The organism is Streptomyces sp. NPDC006643, from assembly GCF_042870175.1.
GTDB lineage: Bacteria > Actinomycetota > Actinomycetes > Streptomycetales > Streptomycetaceae > Streptomyces.
Genome location: NZ_JBIAHA010000002.1, coordinates 34,356 through 52,756, shown reverse-complemented (window position 1 = coordinate 52,756; position 18,401 = coordinate 34,356). Strand labels below are relative to the sequence as shown.

Here is an 18,401-nt window from a genome sequence, read left to right as displayed (position 1 = left end):
GGGATCCCCCACCTTCGAATGTTAACGGCGTCAACACTGACCCTGACAGGACATGTTAATGCTGTCAACATCGGGCAGGATGAAGTCATGGAGAACAACCGGGCGAACCAGGGGGCCAAGACCGGCTATCACCACGGCGACCTGCGCAACGCGCTGATCGCCGCCGGGGTGGAGCTGGCGACCGACGGGGGACCGGCCAAGGTCGTCCTGCGTGAGGTGGCCCGCCGCGCGGGTGTCTCGGCCACCGCGGCCTACCGCCACTTCGACGGTCAGGGCGATCTGCTCCTCGCGGTCAAGATCGAGGCCCAGCAGATGCTCGCGGACGCGATGGAGCGGGTCGCGGCGGCGGCGCCCGGCGCGGCCGGCCCCGGCGCGGCGGCCGAGCGGCGGCTGGCGGCGATCGGCCGGGGCTATGTCGGCTTCGCCCTGGAGCAGCCCGGCCTCTTCCAGACGGCTTTCGGCCATTCCCGGGCGGACGCCGAAGGGGAGCGCACCGGGTGGGGCGGTGTGACGCCGCCCGCCGACCACCCCCAGTACCGCTCGTACAACCTGCTCACCGAGGTGCTGGACGAACTGGTCGCCACCGGCCGCATGCCCGCCGCCAACCGTCCCGGCGCCGAGGCCGCCGCCTGGTCGACGGCGCACGGCCTCGCGATGCTCCTCCTCGACGGTCCGATGGGCCGGCTGCCCGACGCGGACCGGGACGCCGTGATCGAACGCACGATCGACACCATCGTCGCCGGCCTCCTGGCGCCCCGATGACGTCTTGACGGCGCCCCGATGACGTCCCGGCGAAGCGTGCGCCGAGACCGTACGCGGCGGTCCGCGCGGCGTCGGCCGACCCCCGCGCGGCGCCCGCCCGCCGCCTGCGAATCGTCAAACTTCCGTCAAGTCCCGTGCCGCCGAGGAAGGTTGGAGCGACCCGTGATGTTGTCGTTGTGCGCGAGGTGCCCCGGCGCGGCCGTGGGCGTTGTACAACGTAAGCTGTACCGGTGCTGATTCGTGGCAAGAGCGGCGATACGTCCGTAAGACCCGGCTGACCGTCCGCGGATCCGCCCATGTCGGCCGTATCCCAGTCGCCAAGCCGCGCGGCGTGTCCGAAATGGGATGTTTGGGTCGGCAGTGTAGAACGGGAGACGTGACGGCAATGACGGTTGATCTCCAGCTCCGCGAGGGTCGCGCCGTCCCCGCAGCAGGCGGTCCGAGGTGACGGGCGCCCCCCAGCGGCAGGCCGGGAACTCCTCGCGTGCCACCCTCGACAAGGCGTCGGGTGAGAACTTTCCCGTCGCCCCCTTCTTCCTGCCCCGCGCCTGGCGCGACGATCTGATGGCCGTCTACGGCTACGCCCGCCTCGTCGACGACATCGGCGACGGTGACCTCGCACCCGGCGGCGCCGACGCCCGCCACCTCGGCCTCGACCCCGCGCGGACCGACGACAGACTCGCCATGCTGGACGCCTTCGAGGCCGACCTGCGCCGGGTGTTCGACCCGGCGGGCCCCGCCCCCGGCCACCCGCTGCTGCGCGGCATCGTCCCGACCGTACGGCGCCACGCGCTCACCCCCGAGCCGTTCCTCGGTCTGATCGAGGCCAACCGCCAGGACCAGTCCGTCCGGCGCTACGGCACCTACGACGACCTGCTCGCCTACTGCGAACTCTCCGCCAACCCCGTCGGCCGCCTCGTCCTCGCGATCACCGGCACCACGACCCCCGAACGCGTCCGCCGCTCCGACGCCGTCTGCACCGGGCTCCAGATCGTCGAGCACCTCCAGGACGTCGCCGAGGACCTCGCGAGCGACCGGATCTATCTGCCCGCCGACGACATGAAGCGGTTCCATGTCACCGAGGCCGACCTCGCCGCGCCCACCGCGAACGCGTCGGTCCGGAGCCTGATCGCCTTCGAGGCCGACCGGGCCGGCCAACTCCTCGACGAGGGAGGGCCGTTGGTGCACAGCGTGGGCGGCCGGCTCCGACTTCTTCTCGCCGGATTCGTCGGCGGGGGGCGCGCCGCCCTCTCCTCGGTCGCCGCCGTGGGACACGATGTACTGCCCGGACCGCCCAAAGCCACCACACCACGTCTGCTGCGTGAAGTGGGAGCAGTCCTGCGGAAAACGCACAGAAAGGGGTGAGCCGGATCGTGGAGGGACAGACCCCCGTGTCGGCGCCGGTACAGGCCGCGTACAGCTACTGCGAGGCCGTCACCGGGCAGCAGGCCCGTAATTTCGCCTACGGCATCCGGCTGCTGCCCGTCGAGAAGCGGCAGGCCATGTCGGCGCTGTACGCGTTCTCGCGGCGCGTGGACGACATCGGCGACGGCACGCTGGAGCCCGGGGCGAAGCAGTCGCGGCTCGAAGACACCCGCGCCCTCCTCGGACGGATCAGGAACGGCCGTGTCGAGGAGGACGACACCGACCCCGTCGCCGTCGCGCTCACCGACGCCGCCGGTCGTTTCGCGCTCCCGCTCGGCGGCCTCGACGAACTCATCGACGGCGTCCTGATGGACGTCAAGGGCGAGACGTACGAGACCTGGGACGACCTCAAGATCTACTGCCGGTGCGTCGCCGGAGCCATCGGCAGACTCTCCCTCGGGGTGTTCGGCACCGACCCCGCCGCGCCCGGCGCGGAGCGCGCGTCCGAGTACGCCGACACCCTCGGCCTCGCGCTCCAACTGACCAACATCCTGCGGGACGTACGCGAGGACGCGGGCAACGCGCGTACCTATCTGCCCGCCGACGACCTCGCCAAGTTCGGTTGCTCCGCCGGATTCGACAGCGCCACCCCGCCCGCCGGCTCCGACTTCGCCGGGCTCGTCCACTTCGAGGTCAGACGCGCCCGCGCGCTCTTCGCCGAGGGCTACCGGCTGCTACCCATGCTCGACCGGCGCAGCGGCGCCTGCGTCGCCGCCATGGCCGGCATCTACCGCCGGCTCCTCGACCGCATCGAACGCGACCCCGAAGCCGTCCTGCGCGGCCGGGTCTCGCTGCCCGGCCGAGAGAAGGCGTACGTCGCCGTGCGCGGCCTCTCCGGCCTCGACGCCAGGAACATCTCCCGCCAGAGCGTCAGGAGGCGCCCGTGACGCCGCTGTCCGGCGGCGCCGGCCGTACGTCCGGCGTCCCGCGATCAACCTCCCGGGGACCCCTCGCGTCCCTGACTCCGACAGGTGCGGGGGAGGGCGCATGACGACATCCGGCAGTACGACGGCGCGCCACGCGGTCGTCGTGGGCGGCGGCATCGCCGGTGTCACCGCGGCGCTCCAGCTCGCCGACGCCGGAGTGCGCGTGACGCTCGTCGAGGGCCGCCCGCGCCTCGGCGGTCTCGCCTTCTCCTTCACCCGCGACGAGTTGACCGTCGACAACGGCCAGCATGTGTATCTGCGCTGCTGCACGGCCTACCGCTGGTTCCTCGACCGTGTCGACGGCGCCGCACTCGCCCCCGTACAGGACCGGCTCGACGTCCCCGTGCTGGACGTCGGCCGCGACCGGCCCCGGGTCGGCCGGCTCAGCCGGAGCGCCCTGCCCGTGCCGCTGCACCTGGCCGGCGGGCTCGCCACCTACCCGCATCTCTCGCTCGCCGAGAAGGTCTCCGTGGGCCGCGCGGCGCTCGCCCTCAAGGCGCTCGACCCGGCCGACCCCGCGCTCGACGGGATCGACTTCGCGACCTGGCTCGGTCGGCACGGCCAGTCGCCGCGCACCGTCGAGGCCCTGTGGGACCTCGTCTGCGTCGCCACGCTCAACGTCCGCGCCGCGCAGGCCTCCATGGGCCTGGCCGCGATGGTCTTCAAGACCGGGCTCCTCTCCGAGCGCGGCGCCGCCGACATCGGCTGGGCCCGCGTACCGCTCGGCGAACTGCACGACACGCTCGCCCGCAAGGCGCTGGATGCGGCGGGTGTACGGACCGAACTGCGCACCCGCGTCACGGCCGTGGCCCGTACCGACGACGGGCGCTGGAGCGTCGACGTACCGGGGGAGCGGATCGACGCGGACGCGGTGGTCCTCGCCGTACCGCAGCGCGAGACGCACGCGCTGCTGCCCGACGGCGCGCTCGACCATCCGGGCCGGCTGCTCGACATCGGCACGTCGCCGATCCTCAACGTGCATGTCGTCTACGACCGCAAGGTGCTGCGCCGCCCCTTCTTCGCCGCGCTCGGCACCCCCGTCCAGTGGGTCTTCGACCGCACGGACGCCTCGGGTCTGAAGGAGGGTCAGTACGTGGCGCTGTCGCAGTCGGCCGTCGCGGACGAGATCGACCTGCCCGTCGCCGATCTGCGCGCCCGCTATCTTCCCGAGCTGAAACGTCTCCTCCCGGCCGCCAGGAGCGCCGAGGTGCGGGACTTCTTCGTGACGCGGGAGCGCACCGCGACCTTCGCCCCCACGCCCGGTGTGGGCCGGCTGCGCCCCGGGGCGCACACCCGCACGCCTGGGCTCTTTCTCGCGGGGGCGTGGACCGCGACCGGCTGGCCCGCGACTATGGAAGGCGCGGTCCGCAGCGGTTTCACCGCGGCGGGCGCGGCCCTGTCCGAACTCGGCCGGGTCCATCGGCACCCGCTGCGGGAGGCCGCATGAGGCCCGATGCGACCGTGACGGGCACGGCGGGGAGGAGCACGGCGGGGACCGGCGGGACAGCAAGGACGAGCGCGGCAACGATGAGTACGGCGATGACGCGTACGGGACCCATGAGTACTACAACAAGAGGAGAGACCGTGCCGACTGTGCCCCCGGCGAATCCGGCTGTCGACACCGCGGACGTCTACGCGCTGCTGGAGCGCGGCCGTGCCCTGTCCACCCCCGTGCTGCGGGCCGCCGTCGGCCGGCTCGCCCCGTCGATGGACACCGTCGCCGCCTACCACTTCGGCTGGATCGACGCCGAGGGCCGGCCCGCCGACGGTGACGGCGGCAAGGCCCTGCGCCCCGCGCTCGCCCTGCTGTCGGCGGAGGCGGCCGGATCGGCGGCCGAGACCGGGGTCCCCGGCGCGGTCGCAGTGGAACTGGTGCACAACTTCTCGCTGGTGCACGACGACCTGATGGACGGCGACGAGCAGCGCCGGCACCGCGACACCGTCTGGAAGCTGCACGGCCCCGCCCAGGCGATCCTCGTCGGCGACGCGCTCTTCGCGCTGGCCAACGAGATACTGCTGGAGATCGGCACCGTCGAGGCCGGCCGGGCCACCCGCCGGCTCACCGTCGCCACCCGCAAACTGATCGACGGTCAGGCGCAGGACATCTCCTTCGAGCACCGCGAACGGGTCACCGTCGAGGAGTGCCTGGAGATGGAGGGCAACAAGACGGGCGCGCTGCTCGCCTGCGCCGTCTCCATCGGCGCCGTACTCGGCGGGGCCGACGACCGGACGGCCGACATCCTGGAGACGTTCGGCCACCACCTCGGCCTCGCCTTCCAGGCCGTCGACGACCTGCTGGGCATCTGGGGCGACCCGGAGACCACCGGCAAGCAGACGTGGAGCGATCTGCGTCAGCGCAAGAAGTCCCTGCCGGTCGTCGCGGCGCTCGCCGCCGGAGGTCCCGCGTCCGAGCAGCTCGCCGAACTGCTGGCCGCCGACGCCAAGAGCCATGACTTCGCCAGCTTCTCGGAGGAGGAGTTCGCGACCAGGGCCGCGCTCATCGAGGAGGCGGGCGGCCGGGAGTGGACCTCCGAGGAGGCCCGCAGGCAGCACGCCATCGCCATCAAGGCCCTGAACGGCGTGGACATGCCCGAACGGGTCCGTGCGCAGCTCACCGCGCTCGCGGACTTCGTCGTCGTACGAAAGAGATGATCAGCACCGCCATTCGAAAGAGATGATCACCATCGCCATTCGCATATCCACGCTCACCGGAGGCTGACGCACCGTCAGCCTCCGTAGTCGCCGTTCGTCCGGGCGTTCATGACCCGGCGGACGACGGAGACCCCAGCACAGCAGAGGACCAACTGCACGTAAGGGGAAGCCATGACAGCGACGACCGACGGGAGCACCGGGGCCGTGGGACCCCGTGCTGCCGCGGCGAGCGAACCGTCCGACACCACTCCTGTCGCGAGCGACATCGGAGAGGCCGCACGGCGTGCCACCGCACGATCCGTCGAGCATCTGCTCGGCCAACAGGACGCCCAGGGCTGGTGGAAGGGCGATCTCGAGACCAATGTGACCATGGACGCGGAGGATCTGCTTCTGCGTCAGTTCCTCGGTGTGCAGGACGCGGGGACCACCGAGGCGGCCGGCCGCTTCATCCGGGGCGAGCAACGCGCCGACGGGACCTGGGCCACCTTCTACGGCGGTCCCGGTGAACTCTCCACCACAGTCGAGGGATACGTCGCGCTGCGCCTCGCCGGGGACAGACCCGACGACCCGCACATGGCGCGCGCCGCCGCCTGGATCAGGGAGCAGGGCGGCATCGCCGAGAGCCGGGTGTTCACCCGGATCTGGCTCGCGCTCTTCGGCTGGTGGAAGTGGGACGACCTGCCCGAGGTACCGCCCGAGCTGATCTTCCTGCCCAAGTGGTTCCCGCTGAACATCTATTCGTTCGGCTGCTGGGCGCGGCAGACCATCGTGCCTCTCACGATCGTCTCGGCCCTGCGCCCGGTCCGTCCCGCGCCTTTCGCGCTCGACGAGCTGCACACGGACGTCACCCGCCCGAACCCTACCAAGCCCCTCGCGGCGGCGGCGAGTTGGGACGGGATCTTCCAGCGCATCGACAAGGCCCTGCACCTGTACCACAAGGTCGCACCGCGCGCCGTGCGCCGCACGGCGATGAACGCGGCAGCCCGCTGGATCGTCGAACGACAGGAGAACGACGGCTGTTGGGGCGGCATCCAGCCGCCGGCCGTCTACTCGGTCATCGCCCTGCATCTGCTCGGCTACGACCTGCGGCACCCGGTGATGCGCGCCGGACTCGAATCGCTCGACCGCTTCGCCGTCTGGCGCGAGGACGGCTCGCGCATGATCGAGGCCTGTCAGTCCCCGGTGTGGGACACGTGCCTCGCCACGATCGCACTGGCCGACGCCGGCGTGAGCCCGGACCACCCGGCGCTCGTCAAGGCGGCCGAGTGGATGCTGGACGAGCAGATCGTGCGCTCCGGCGACTGGGCCGTCCGCCGGCCCGGACTCGCCCCCGGCGGCTGGGCGTTCGAGTTCCACAACGACAACTACCCGGACATCGACGACACCGCCGAGGTCATCCTCGCCCTGCGCCGGGTCGCCCACCCGGACACCGGGCGGATGGACACGGCCGTACGGCGCGGCGCGCGCTGGACGCTCGGCATGCAGTCGAAGAACGGCGCCTGGGGCGCGTTCGACGCGGACAACGTCAGCCCGTTCCCCAACCGGCTGCCGTTCTGCGACTTCGGCGAGGTCATCGACCCGCCGTCGGCCGACGTCACCGCGCACGTCGTGGAGATGCTGGCGTACGAGGGCCTGGGCGGGCACCCCGACACCCGGCGCGGCATCGAGTGGCTGCTCGCCGAACAGGAGGCGGACGGCGCCTGGTTCGGCCGCTGGGGTGTCAACTACATCTACGGGACGGGGTCGGTCGTCCCGGCGCTGGTCGCCGCCGGGATGCCCGTCACCCACCCCGCGATCCGCCGCGCGGTCGGCTGGGTCGAGTCGGTACAGAACGACGACGGAGGCTGGGGCGAGGACCTGCGCTCGTACCGCGAGGAGAAGTGGATCGGGCACGGCGCCTCGACCGCCTCGCAGACCGCGTGGGCGCTGCTCGCGCTCCTCGCCGCCGGACGGCGCGAGACGCCGGCCGTCGAGCGGGGCGTCGCCTGGCTCGCGGCGGCCCAGCGGGAGGACGGCTCCTGGGACGAGCCGTACTTCACCGGTACCGGGTTCCCGTGGGACTTCTCCATCAACTACCACCTCTACCGGCAGGTGTTCCCGCTCACGGCCCTCGGCAGGTACGTCAACGGGGAACCCCTTCAGGGCCGCGCCTCCGCCCGCGCCGAGCGGCTGGGGGACGGCCGCGCGAGGAGCCTCGACGGACCACGACCGGACAGCCGGGCGGACAGCCGCAAGGGGGCCTGATGGACTCTCCTCCCCCTGACAGAGTCGGTCCCCCCGACCTGTCCGGCGCCCCGTCCGCCACACCCCTGCTGATCGCCTGCGCCCTGGGCATCGAGCAGGTGGCCCTGCGCAGCGGCCTCCAGAGCGGCCTGACGGGCCGGGGCGGCGGGTCGGGTGACGCGGGTCCGGTCACCGTGCTACGTACGGGCATGGGCCCCAAGAACGCCGAGCGCGCGACGGCGCGCGCGCTCGGAACCGACCGGAACAGGGGCGCGGTCGTCATCGCGTCCGGATTCTGTGCCGGCCTGGTCCCCGGCATGGAGCCGGGGGACCTGATCGTCGCCGACGAGACCCGGGGCCTCCACGGCTCGACGCCCTGCACGGGAACGGGGCTGCTCGTGGAGGCGCTGTCCCGGGCACTGCCCGGACGCACGGTCCACACCGGCCCGCTGACCGGATCCGACCATGTGGTGCGCGGCCCGGAGAGGGACGGACTGCGCGCCACCGGAGCCGTCGCCGTGGACATGGAGTCCGCGGCCACGCTCCTCAGTGCTCTGAGCGCCGGGCCCCGCCCGGTTGCGGCCGTACGGGTGGTCGTGGACGCTCCAGAGCACGAGCTAGTCCGAATTGGCACGGTACGGGGTGGAATATCAGCTTTCCGTGTCCTTCGTGCCGTCATTCCGGCTTTTCTTGAATGGCACCGTTCTTTGCTGCTCCCCAGGAGGTGAGCTAGATGGCCATGCCGCTCCGTCAGACCATCAGGGTCGGGACGTACCTCGTTGAACAGAAGCTCCGCAAGCGCGAGAAATTCCCACTCATCGTTGAGCTGGAACCTCTCTTCGCCTGCAATCTGGCCTGTGAGGGCTGCGGCAAGATCCAGCACCCGGCCGGGGTCCTGAAGCAGCGTATGCCCGTGGCGCAAGCGGTGGGGGCGGTGCTCGAATCCGGGGCGCCGATGGTCTCCATCGCCGGCGGCGAGCCGCTGATGCACCCCCAGATCGATGAGATCGTCCGGCAGCTCGTCGCGAAGAAGAAGTACGTCTTCCTCTGCACCAACGCGATGCTGATGCGCAAGAAGATGGACAAGTTCACGCCGTCGCCGTATTTCGCGTTCGCCGTCCACATCGACGGACTGCGTGAGCGGCACGACGAGTCCGTCGCCAAGGAAGGGGTCTTCGACGAGGCCGTGGAGGCGATGAAGGAGGCCAAGAAGCGCGGCTTCCGGGTCACCACCAACTCCACCTTCTTCAACACCGACACCCCGCAGACCATCATCGAGGTCCTCAACTACCTCAACGACGACCTCAAGGTCGACGAGATGATGATCTCGCCCGCCTACGCCTACGAGAAGGCACCCGACCAGGAGCACTTCCTGGGCGTCGAGCAGACCCGGGAGCTGTTCAAGAAGGCCTTCTCCGGCGGCAACAGGGGGCGCTGGAGGCTCAACCACTCCCCGCTCTTCCTGGACTTCCTGGAGGGCAAGGCCGACTTCCCGTGCACGGCCTGGGCGATTCCCAACTACTCGCTCTTCGGCTGGCAGCGTCCTTGCTATCTGATGAGCGACGGGTACGTTCCGACGTACAGGGAATTGATCGAGGAGACCGACTGGGACAAGTACGGCCGGGGCAAGGACCCGCGCTGTGCCAACTGCATGGCGCACTGCGGCTACGAGCCGACGGCCGTGCTCGCCACCATGGGCTCTCTCAAGGAGTCGCTGCGAGCGGTGCGGGAGACGGTCGCCGGGAGCAAGTGACCCCCGGCGGCCCGTGACGTCACGGCCACCGGGGGACGGCGGCGCCCGCCGCCGTCCCCCGGTGGCCCGACCGGCAGTCATCGAGAACTGACGGATCCGCCGAGGATCCAGAGGGGGCCGAGCATGTCGATACTGGAGAACATCCGGGGGCCGCGCGACCTCAAAGCGCTGGCCGGCGCCGACCTCGACGAACTGGCCGCGGACATCAGGGAGTTCCTGATCCCCGCGGTGGCCAGAACCGGCGGGCACCTGGGACCCAACCTCGGGGTGGTGGAACTGACCATCGCCCTGCACCGGGTCTTCGACTCACCGGCCGACCGCATCCTGTGGGACACCGGACACCAGAGTTACGTACACAAACTGCTCACCGGCCGGCAGGACTTCTCCAAGCTGCGGATCAAGGGCGGCCTCTCCGGCTACCCCTCGCGCGAGGAGTCCGACCACGACGTCATCGAGAACTCCCACGCCTCCACCGTGCTCGGCTGGGCCGACGGACTCGCCAAGGCCCGCCAGGTGCTCGGCGGTGAGGACCATGTCGTCGCGGTCGTCGGCGACGGGGCGCTCACCGGCGGGATGGCGTGGGAGGCGCTGAACAACATCGCGGCGGCCAAGGACCGCCCGCTGATCATCGTCGTGAACGACAACGAGCGTTCGTACGCCCCCACCATCGGCGGCCTCGCCGGACACCTCGCCACCCTGCGCACCTCCGACGGCTACGAGCAGGTCCTGGCCTGGGGCAAGGAAGTCCTCCAGCAGACGCCCGTGGTCGGCCGGCCGCTCTACGGGTCGCTGCACGGCGCCAAGAAGGGCTTCAAGGACTTCGTCGCGCCGCAGGGCATGTTCGAGGACCTGGGGCTCAAGTACGTCGGCCCCGTCGACGGCCACGACATCGCGGCCGTCGAGGCGGCGCTGCGCCGCGCGAGCCGCTTCACCGGCCCTGTCCTGGTGCACTGCATCACCGAGAAGGGCCGTGGCTACCAGCCCGCGCTCGACGACGAGGCCGACCACTTCCACACCGTCGGCGTGATGGACCCACTGACCTGCGAGCCGCTGGCGCCGTCCGCCAAGCCCTCCTGGACGTCGGTCTTCGGTGACGAGATCGTCGCCATCGGCGAGGAGCGGCCCGATGTCGTCGCCGTCACCGCGGCCATGCTGCACCCCGTGGGGCTGACCGGCTTCGCCGCCCGCTTCCCCGACCGCGTCTGGGACGTCGGCATCGCCGAACAGCACGCCACGGTCTCCGCCGCCGGGCTCGCCACCGGGGGACTGCACCCCGTCGTCGCCGTCTACGCCACCTTCCTCAACCGCGCCTTCGACCAACTGCTCATGGACGTCGCGCTGCACGGGTGCGGCGTCACCTTCGTACTCGACCGGGCCGGTGTCACCGGCGTCGACGGGCCCTCCCACAACGGCATGTGGGACATGTCGATGCTCCAGTGCGTCCCCGGCCTGCGCATCGCCGCGCCCCGCGACGCGCCCCAACTCCGGGCGCTGCTGCGGGAGGCCGTGGACGTGACCGACGCCCCCACCGTGGTGCGCTTCCCCAAGGAGTCGGTGGGCGAGACGATTCCCGCCGTGGGACGTACGGGCGGCCTCGACATCCTGCACCGGCCCGCGGACGGGGCGCCGGACGTCCTGCTCGTCTCCGTCGGCGCGCTCGCCGGGGTCTGTCTCGGTACGGCGGAGCTGCTGGCCGCCCGCGGCATCGGCTGCACCGTGGTCGACCCCCGGTGGGTCAAGCCCGTCGACGAGGCGCTGGCGCCGCTGGCCGAGCGGCACCGGATCGTGGCCGTCGTGGAGGACAACAGCCGCAGCGGCGGCGTCGGCTGGGCCGTGGGGCAGGCGCTGCGCGACGCCGAGGTGGACGTACCGCTGCGTACCTTCGGCATCCCCGAACAGTTCCTCGCCCACGCCAAGCGCGGCGAGGTGCTCGCCGACATCGGGCTCACACCGGTGGAGATCGCGGGACGGATCAGCGCGGCTCTGGCGGCGCGCGTGGAGAAGTACGAGGAGAAGCACGAGGAGAACACGCCATGACGGAGCGGACGACGCCCCCGGCGACGCCCCCGGCCCGGGACAAAGGCTTCGACCTCGCGAAACTGCTGGCCGAACGGGGCGGTGAGCGCTACGAGTTGCACACCGCGCACCTGAACCACCAACTCCCGCGCATGCTGCGGACCATCGGCTTCGACAAGGTCTACGAGCGCGCCGAGGGCGCCTACTTCTGGGACGCCGAGGGCAACGACTACCTCGACATGCTCGCCGGCTTCGGCGTCATGGGCCTCGGCCGGCACCACCCCGTCGTACGCAAGGCACTCCACGACGTACTCGACGCCTCGCTCGCCGACCTCACCCGCTTCGACTGCCAGCCGCTGCCCGGCCTGCTCGCCGAGAAGCTGCTCACGCACAGCCCCCATCTGGACCGGGTCTTCTTCGGCAACAGCGGTACGGAGGCGGTCGAGACCGCGCTGAAGTTCGCCCGGTACGCCACCGGCCGGCCCAGGATCCTCTACTGCTCGCACGCCTTCCACGGCCTGACCACCGGCTCGCTCTCGGTCAACGGTGAGGACGGCTTCCGCGACGGGTTCGCGCCGCTGCTCCCCGACACGGCGATCGAGATCGGTGATCTCGACGCGCTGGAGCGGGAGTTGAGACGCGGCGACGTCGCCGGGTTCGTCGTCGAACCGATCCAGGGCAAGGGCGTCAACGCGACACCGCCAGGCTTCCTGCGGGCCGCGCAGGAACTGCTGCGCAGGCACAAGGCGTTGCTCATCGCCGACGAGGTGCAGACCGGGCTCGGCAGGACCGGCGACTTCTACGCGTACCAGCACGAGGAAGGCGTCGAGCCGGACCTGGTGTGTGTGGCGAAGGCGCTCTCCGGTGGGTATGTGCCGGTCGGCGCGACCCTCGGCAAGGACTGGATCTTCAAGAAGGTCTACTCCTCGATGGACCGGGTGCTGGTCCACTCGGCCAGCTTCGGCTCCAACGCCCAGGCGATGGCGGCGGGACTCGCCGTCCTGTCGGTGATCGAGGACGAGCAGATCGTCGCCAACGCCCGCGTGACCGGTGATCTGCTGCGGTCGCGGCTCGCCGCGCTGGTCGACCGGTACGAGCTGCTGAGCGAGGTGCGCGGCCGGGGGCTGATGATCGGCATCGAGTTCGGGCGGCCGACGTCGATCGGGCTGCGCGGCCGGTGGGCGATGCTCCAGAAGGCCAGGAAGGGGCTCTTCGCGCAGATGGTCGTGGTGCCGCTGCTGCGGAAGCACCGCATCCTCACCCAGGTCTCCGGGGATCATCTGGAAGTGATCAAACTGATCCCGCCGCTGACCATCGGGGAGCCGGAGGTCGACCGCTTCGTGACGGCGTTCACGGCCGTGATGGACGACGCGCACGGTGGCGGCGGGCTGATGTGGGACTTCGGCAGGACGCTGATGAAGCAGGCCATCGCCAACCGGTGAGCGCCGGGGCGTCGGGACGGGAAGGTCGTTTTACCTCTGAGGCAAGAAACTTGCCTCAGAGGAAAAATCCTGGCGCAATGGAGGCATGAACCACCCCGCGACCGCGCCCGAGCACCCCACCACCGAGGCCGACGCCAAGGATCCCACGGATGCCACAGGCTCCGTCGGCTCCACGGCGGAGGAGCTGCCGGACGTCGCGCCCCGGCTGCGTGAGCTGCGACGCGGCCGGGCCCTCACCCTGGAGGCCGCCGCCGCGCGGGCCGGGCTCTCCCCGGCCCATCTCTCCCGGCTGGAGACCGGCCGGCGCCAGCCGTCGCTGCCGATGCTGCTCGGTCTGGCCCGCGTCTACGGTACGACGGTCTCCGAGCTGCTCGGCGAGGAGCCGCCCGAGCGCGATCCCGTCATCCGCGCGGCACGGGCGGAACCCGTCGAGGCCGACGGCTGGATCTACCGCCAGGCCGGCAGCTCGTCCGGCCGGGCGATGCAGCCGCTGCGGGTCACGGTGCCCTACGGGGCGCAGGGCGACCTCGTACGCGTACACCCGGGCGAGGAGTGGATCCATGTCCTTGAGGGGCGGCTGCGGCTGGGCCTCGGGGACGCCGTCCATGTGCTCGATCCGGGGGACAGCGCCCACTTCGACTCCATGACACCGCACCGCCTCGCGGCGGCCGGACCCGGCGGCGCCGAGCTGCTGTTCGTACACACCCTGCTGACCAGCCCGATCGCGGAGCTGTGTCTGCCGGGCGGGGCCCACCGCCGCTGACCCGTCATCACCTTCGCCCAGCCGACCAGAGGAGTCATCGCCGTGCCCGAGAACTCACCGGAGCAGGTCCAGGACCCGTCGCCCGCGGTTGCCCCCGGGGCGGCGCCGCCGGTCGTGCCCGAGGCGGCGCCCGCTACGTCGTCCGTCATGGACGAGGAGAGCAACTTCCCGCGCGGTCTCGCCATCCGGCTCTTCATCTACCTCGTGGCCGGCCACGCCGTCGCCGGTTTCCTCTGGCTGCTCTTCGAGGCGGGCGCCAAGTAGCCCCCGGCGCTCAGTCTCAGCCTTCGTCGACGAGACGCGTCCGCAGCCGTTCGCGCGTCTCGTCCGTCAGCCCCAGGCCGTCCACGAGATAGCGGTCGACGCTGCCCCACGTCTCCTCCATCGTCGTGAACGCCGTCTCCAGATACACGGCGCGCGCGTCGAAGAGCGGGGCCAGCAGCTCCATCACCTCCGGTGAAGTCCCGCCGGGCGACGGGTCGCTGCGGCGTACCAGATACCGGCGGTGCGGATCGTTCGACTTCAGATAGTCGGCCTCGATCGCCTCCTTCTCCACGCCCACGGCGAGCAGCGACACGGCGATGGAGAGACCGGCCCGGTCCTTGCCCGCCGCGCAGTGCATCAGGGCGGGCAGGCTCTCCTCGGCCAGGGCGTGCAGCACCTGACGGTGCTCGGCGGTGCGGTCCAGGATGATCGAACGGTACGAGGCGGACATCCGGGCCACGCCCTTGCCGTCGCCGAGGATCGACCGCAGCTGGTCGAGGTCGCCGTCGCGGACCATCTTCCAGAACTCGGTCCCGTCGGCCGGATCGGTGAGCGGAATGTTCACGTTCCGTACGCCGGGCAGCTCGACGTCCAGGCCGTCGAGCTTCTGGTCGGCCGCGTTACGGAAGTCGAAGACCGTGTGCAGCCCCAGCGACGTCAGGAACGCCGCGTCCTCGGCGGTGGCGTGCGCGAGGTGACCGCTGCGGTAGAGCCGTCCGTACCGTACGCGCCGCCCGTCGACGGTCGGCAGACCGCCCACGTCGCGGAAGTTGCGGACACCTGCCAGTTCGGGCTCGGCCGGCGGGACCTGCTGCGGCACCTCGTGCGTCACGTGAGCTCCTCCGCGTCTGCGGTCGGCGCTCGTCGCCGACGCTGTCGCGCTCCGACTTTACGACATGGGTTCCCCCTGAAATCAGTGCACGAAAGGGCTTCTGTCCGTATTGGGTGATTGGGCCTAACGTGCCCTGGTCACGGGCGAGATGGGTGCAGATGGTCCCCGGCTGGTGAGCCAGATCATATCCGTGACGGTGTGTGGCCGCGCCGAGGAAGGGAATTGGGACGTCGCACGGAATTCGAAGATCCGTAATCCACGCAGGGTGACCGCTTACGGCGGCCGATATTCGGCGGCGGATTGCCGAGGGAATACGACAGCTTGTACGGGTCGGCCCACCCGGCTTACGGTCACCGCAATCCGAGCGGATCGCCGAATCCTGCCGCCGTTCGGAATCCGCATCCACCCAGCACTCATCCATGTGTGGCAGGAGCGGGGGACCCAGGTAGACGCCGGCCCGGACTTCCGGACGGCTTGGGGTGAAGTCGCGTCACGGCGCGGCCGGGCATCTCCAGCCCGAACCCGACAGCTCACCTCGTAGGCGCCGGAGAAGGAATTCGCCATGCCCGCAAAGGGTAAGCACCGCCGTCAGAGGACCAACCCGATCACGCGCGGAGTGGTCGCCGCGGGAACGGGCGGCGCCGCACTCGCCATTCCGCTCATCGGTGCCACGGGCGCCCACGCCGCCGAGCAGACCGCCGCCGCCCCGTCGGTGGCGCACGCGCGGACCGCGAACGCCGTGCCCTCCGCCGCGCCGCAGACGGCCCAGCAGGCCGCGACCGCCAAGACCGCGACGACGTACTCGGTCACCGCGGGCGACTACCTCGCCAAGATCGCCGAGACGCAGAAGGTCAGCGGCGGCTGGCAGAAGCTCTACGCGGACAACCGCGAGGCCGTCGGTGACGACCCGTCGCTGATCCACCCGGGCCTCAAGCTCACCATCGGCGCGAAGGCCAAGACCACCGCGTCCTCCGAGGGCAAGGCCGAGGCCACCCCGAAGAAGGCGGAGCCGCGGAAGGCCGCGCCCGCCGAGCCCGCCCCGAAGGCCGCCACCACGGCCAACCAGCCCGCCGCGCAGAGCAACGCCTCCGGCTACACCGCCCCCGTCGACGGCGCGGCCACCACCACCGCCTACCGCGCGGCCGGCGGCAGCTGGGCCAGCGGCTACCACACCGGCGTGGACTTCGCGGCCTCGTCGGGCACCACCGTCAAGGCGGTCGGCCCCGGCACCGTCGTGTCGGCCGGCTGGGCCGGGTCGTACGGCAACGAGGTCGTCATCAAGCACGACGACGGTCAGTACTCGCAGTACGCCCACCTCTCCTCGCTCTCGGTCTCGGCGGGCCAGAGCGTCGGCGGCGGCGACCGGATAGGCCTCTCCGGCTCGACCGGCAATTCCACCGGACCGCATCTGCACTTCGAGATCCGCACCGGTCCGAGCTACGGCTCCGACGTCGACCCGCTGGCGTACCTGCGCGAGCACGGCGTTTCTCTCTGAACCCAGCAGGAATGAATGGCCGTTGGCCGGCGCCATGGGTGCCCGCCAACGGCCATTGCCTTATTCCGGCTTGAACGAATTTTGACCGGTGGTCTTTCTCACCGGCGTCAACACCTCCTTACGGTCGCGTAGGTCACATACGCGGGTGAATGATGTTCAGCTGTGGCTGACGATTCGAGACCAACAAACAGAAGTACCTTCGGGTCGTACGCCGCCATCGGTGACAGCTTCACCGAGGGCGTCGGCGACCTGCTGGGACCGGACGGAATCTACGTCGGCTGGGCCGACCGGCTCGCCGTACTGCTCGCCGACACCAACGCCAGGACCGACCACGGCCACGGCTCGTTCCGGTACGCCAATCTCGCCGTACGAGGACGGCTGCTCGACCAGATCGTGGCCGAGCAGATCCCGCGCGCCAAGGAACTCGCCCCGGATCTGGTGACGTTCTGCGCCGGCGGCAACGACATCATCCGCCCCGGCAGCGACCCCGACGACGTCGCCGAACGCTTCGAACGCGCCCTGGCCGACCTGACGGGCGCGGTCGGCACCGTCATGGTCCCCACCGGATTCGACACCCGGGGCGTGCCGGTGCTGCGCCATCTGCGCGGCAAGATCGCCACGTTCACCGCGCACGTCCGCTCCATCGCCGACCGCTACGACTGCCCGGTCCTGGACCTCTGGTCGCTCAAGTCGGTGCAGGACAGGCGCGCCTGGGACCACGACCGACTGCATCTGTCGCCGGAGGGCCACACCCGCGTGGCCCTGCGCGCCGCCCAGGTCCTCGGTCTGACCGTCCCCGCCGACCCCGACCAGCCGTGGCCGCCGCTGCCGCCGCGCCGCCCCATGGACCTGCGCCGTGACGACATGCAGTGGGCGCGCGAATACCTGGTCCCCTGGATAGGCCGCCGACTGCGCGGCGAATCCTCGGGCGACCACACCGTCGCCAAACGCCCCGATCTGCTCCCGCTGGTGCGTCGCTGACGGCGCGTCAGCCGGCCGGGACCGTCGCCGGTATCCGTTCCAGGACGCCGCCCGCGAAGACGTCGTACAGCGGCAGCGTCTCCAGATGGACATAGCCGATGTGGCAGTCGCAGGCCGCCAGCGGGCACGAACGGGGCTTCAGGGCCGCGCGGTAGGAGCCGTCGTACAGATTGCCCAGGGGCGCGGGGACGAAGTGGCAGCGGCGGACCGTGCCTTCGCCGTCCACCGAGATCACCGACTCGCCCGTGCGGCACGGCAGACCCGCCGAACGGTGGGGGTGGCGGCTGTACGGGAACAGCGGGTCGACCGACGTCCAGTCGGCGGCCTCCGGGTCCGAATAGGTGCGCCCCTCCGCCGCGTTGACCCACAGATACACATGCTCGGGCAGGTCGGCCCGCAGACGGCGGGCGTCGGCGAGATGCTCGGGGAAGCCGACGATGCCGACGCTGAACCGGATGCCCGCACCGCTCAGCTCACGGCACTTGGTGAGGAAACGGTCGTACGGCGTCTGGCCCGGGTGGTACGTGCACCACAGGGCCAGCTTCGCCGGGTCGGCCGAGGCCAGCCAGTCCGTACGGCAGCTGAGATTCGTCTGGATGGCGACCCGCGCGATGTGGGGCAGGTGGGAGAGCTCGGTGAGCGCCCGCCGGTACCAGGACCGGGTCAGACCCTCGCCCCACGGAGTGAAGAGGACCGACAGCCGGTCGTCCGTCCGCTCGGCGGCCCACGCCGTGAAGCGGGTCAGTGCCGCCCGGTCCGCGCGCAACTGGTCCGTGCTGTCGCGGCGCTTGGCGAACGGGCAGTAGGGACAGTCGTAGTCGCAGGAGGCGAGCGGGCCCCGGTAGAGGATCGTCAGGTCCACGGCTG

Annotated in this window: 16 protein-coding genes and 1 riboswitch; of the genes, 14 read left to right on the top strand and 2 right to left on the bottom strand. The window is 71.0% G+C overall.

The features are described from left to right. The first annotated feature begins 87 nt into the window (after positions 1 to 87). The 12 genes from ACFYNU_RS02880 (at position 88) to ACFYNU_RS02825 (ending at position 14,226) form a co-directional block, all read left to right on the top strand. Entirely contained in the window at positions 88 to 762 is a 675-nt protein-coding gene (locus ACFYNU_RS02880; protein WP_356589439.1) for a TetR/AcrR family transcriptional regulator, read from the top strand. A 444-nt stretch (positions 763 to 1,206) separates the two neighbouring features. Then, positions 1,207 to 2,127 (top strand): squalene synthase HpnC, encoded by a 921-nt coding sequence (gene hpnC / locus ACFYNU_RS02875; RefSeq protein ID WP_356589437.1) that lies wholly within the window; start codon positions 1,207 to 1,209, stop codon positions 2,125 to 2,127. Further along, complete coding sequence (gene hpnD, locus ACFYNU_RS02870; RefSeq protein ID WP_356589435.1) at positions 2,124 to 3,074, top strand: presqualene diphosphate synthase HpnD; 951 nt, start codon at positions 2,124 to 2,126, stop codon at positions 3,072 to 3,074. The genes hpnC and hpnD overlap by 4 nt, the downstream gene beginning before the upstream one ends. Positions 3,075 to 3,174: 100 nt before the next feature. Beyond that, positions 3,175 to 4,560 carry a hydroxysqualene dehydroxylase HpnE gene (gene hpnE / locus ACFYNU_RS02865; RefSeq protein ID WP_356589433.1) on the top strand — a complete coding sequence of 462 codons (1,386 nt, stop codon included), beginning with the start codon at positions 3,175 to 3,177 and terminating at the stop codon, positions 4,558 to 4,560. A gap of 146 nt (positions 4,561 to 4,706) precedes the next feature. After that, a complete protein-coding gene (locus tag ACFYNU_RS02860; protein ID WP_388765122.1) occupies positions 4,707 to 5,765 on the top strand; it encodes a polyprenyl synthetase family protein in 1,059 nt (352 codons plus the stop codon). A 171-nt stretch (positions 5,766 to 5,936) separates the two neighbouring features. Next, a complete protein-coding gene (gene shc / locus ACFYNU_RS02855; protein ID WP_356589429.1) occupies positions 5,937 to 8,009 on the top strand; it encodes a squalene--hopene cyclase in 2,073 nt (690 codons plus the stop codon). Further along, a complete protein-coding gene (locus ACFYNU_RS02850; RefSeq protein WP_356589427.1) occupies positions 8,009 to 8,716 on the top strand; it encodes a 1-hydroxy-2-methyl-2-butenyl 4-diphosphate reductase in 708 nt (235 codons plus the stop codon). Before shc ends, ACFYNU_RS02850 begins: the two co-directional genes overlap by 1 nt. Positions 8,717 to 8,721: 5 nt before the next feature. Then, a complete protein-coding gene (hpnH, locus tag ACFYNU_RS02845) occupies positions 8,722 to 9,741 on the top strand; it encodes an adenosyl-hopene transferase HpnH (protein WP_356589425.1) in 1,020 nt (339 codons plus the stop codon). A gap of 123 nt (positions 9,742 to 9,864) precedes the next feature. After that, positions 9,865 to 11,778: a 1-deoxy-D-xylulose-5-phosphate synthase gene (dxs, locus tag ACFYNU_RS02840; RefSeq protein WP_356589423.1), complete on the top strand. Its 1,914-nt coding sequence runs from the start codon at positions 9,865 to 9,867 to the stop codon at positions 11,776 to 11,778. Then, a complete protein-coding gene (locus ACFYNU_RS02835; protein WP_356589422.1) occupies positions 11,775 to 13,199 on the top strand; it encodes an aspartate aminotransferase family protein in 1,425 nt (474 codons plus the stop codon). Before dxs ends, ACFYNU_RS02835 begins: the two co-directional genes overlap by 4 nt. An 85-nt stretch (positions 13,200 to 13,284) precedes the next feature. Then, entirely contained in the window at positions 13,285 to 13,962 is a 678-nt protein-coding gene (locus tag ACFYNU_RS02830) for an XRE family transcriptional regulator (protein ID WP_356589421.1), read from the top strand. Positions 13,963 to 14,004: 42 nt separating this feature from the next. Continuing rightward, positions 14,005 to 14,226, top strand: a complete 222-nt coding sequence (locus ACFYNU_RS02825) for a DUF6126 family protein (protein WP_356589420.1) — start codon at positions 14,005 to 14,007, stop codon at positions 14,224 to 14,226. 16 nt (positions 14,227 to 14,242) lie between these two features. Here ACFYNU_RS02825 and ACFYNU_RS02820 read toward each other — a convergent pair whose 3' ends face one another. Beyond that, entirely contained in the window at positions 14,243 to 15,046 is an 804-nt protein-coding gene (locus ACFYNU_RS02820; protein ID WP_356589682.1) for a tyrosine-protein phosphatase, read from the bottom strand. 412 nt (positions 15,047 to 15,458) lie between these two features. After that, positions 15,459 to 15,617, top strand: a riboswitch (cyclic di-AMP (ydaO/yuaA leader). A 3-nt stretch (positions 15,618 to 15,620) separates the two neighbouring features. On the opposite strand from ACFYNU_RS02820, the gene ACFYNU_RS02815 reads away from it, so the two are divergent. Both ACFYNU_RS02815 and ACFYNU_RS02810 read left to right on the top strand, forming a co-directional pair. Continuing rightward, complete coding sequence (locus tag ACFYNU_RS02815; RefSeq protein ID WP_356589419.1) at positions 15,621 to 16,553, top strand: LysM peptidoglycan-binding domain-containing M23 family metallopeptidase; 933 nt, start codon at positions 15,621 to 15,623, stop codon at positions 16,551 to 16,553. Between the two features lie 162 nt (positions 16,554 to 16,715). Then, positions 16,716 to 17,534, top strand: a complete 819-nt coding sequence (locus ACFYNU_RS02810; protein WP_356589418.1) for an SGNH/GDSL hydrolase family protein — start codon at positions 16,716 to 16,718, stop codon at positions 17,532 to 17,534. A gap of 7 nt (positions 17,535 to 17,541) precedes the next feature. Here the strand turns inward: ACFYNU_RS02810 and ACFYNU_RS02805 are convergent, their stop codons facing one another. Next, entirely contained in the window at positions 17,542 to 18,396 is an 855-nt protein-coding gene (locus ACFYNU_RS02805; RefSeq protein ID WP_356589416.1) for an STM4011 family radical SAM protein, read from the bottom strand. Positions 18,397 to 18,401: the final 5 nt, after the last annotated feature.

Excerpts from the sequence above, each read along its gene's own strand:
- ACFYNU_RS02880 (WP_356589439.1), top strand. The coding sequence starts at position 88 with ATGGAGAACAACCGGGCGAACCAGGGGGCCAAGACCGGCTATCACCAC.
- hpnE (WP_356589433.1), top strand. The coding sequence starts at position 3,175 with ATGACGACATCCGGCAGTACGACGGCGCGCCACGCGGTCGTCGTGGGC.
- shc (WP_356589429.1), top strand. The coding sequence starts at position 5,937 with ATGACAGCGACGACCGACGGGAGCACCGGGGCCGTGGGACCCCGTGCT.
- ACFYNU_RS02850 (WP_356589427.1), top strand. The coding sequence starts at position 8,009 with ATGGACTCTCCTCCCCCTGACAGAGTCGGTCCCCCCGACCTGTCCGGC.
- hpnH (WP_356589425.1), top strand. The coding sequence starts at position 8,722 with ATGGCCATGCCGCTCCGTCAGACCATCAGGGTCGGGACGTACCTCGTT.
- dxs (WP_356589423.1), top strand. The coding sequence starts at position 9,865 with ATGTCGATACTGGAGAACATCCGGGGGCCGCGCGACCTCAAAGCGCTG.
- ACFYNU_RS02835 (WP_356589422.1), top strand. The coding sequence starts at position 11,775 with ATGACGGAGCGGACGACGCCCCCGGCGACGCCCCCGGCCCGGGACAAA.
- ACFYNU_RS02830 (WP_356589421.1), top strand. The coding sequence starts at position 13,285 with ATGAACCACCCCGCGACCGCGCCCGAGCACCCCACCACCGAGGCCGAC.
- ACFYNU_RS02815 (WP_356589419.1), top strand. The coding sequence starts at position 15,621 with ATGCCCGCAAAGGGTAAGCACCGCCGTCAGAGGACCAACCCGATCACG.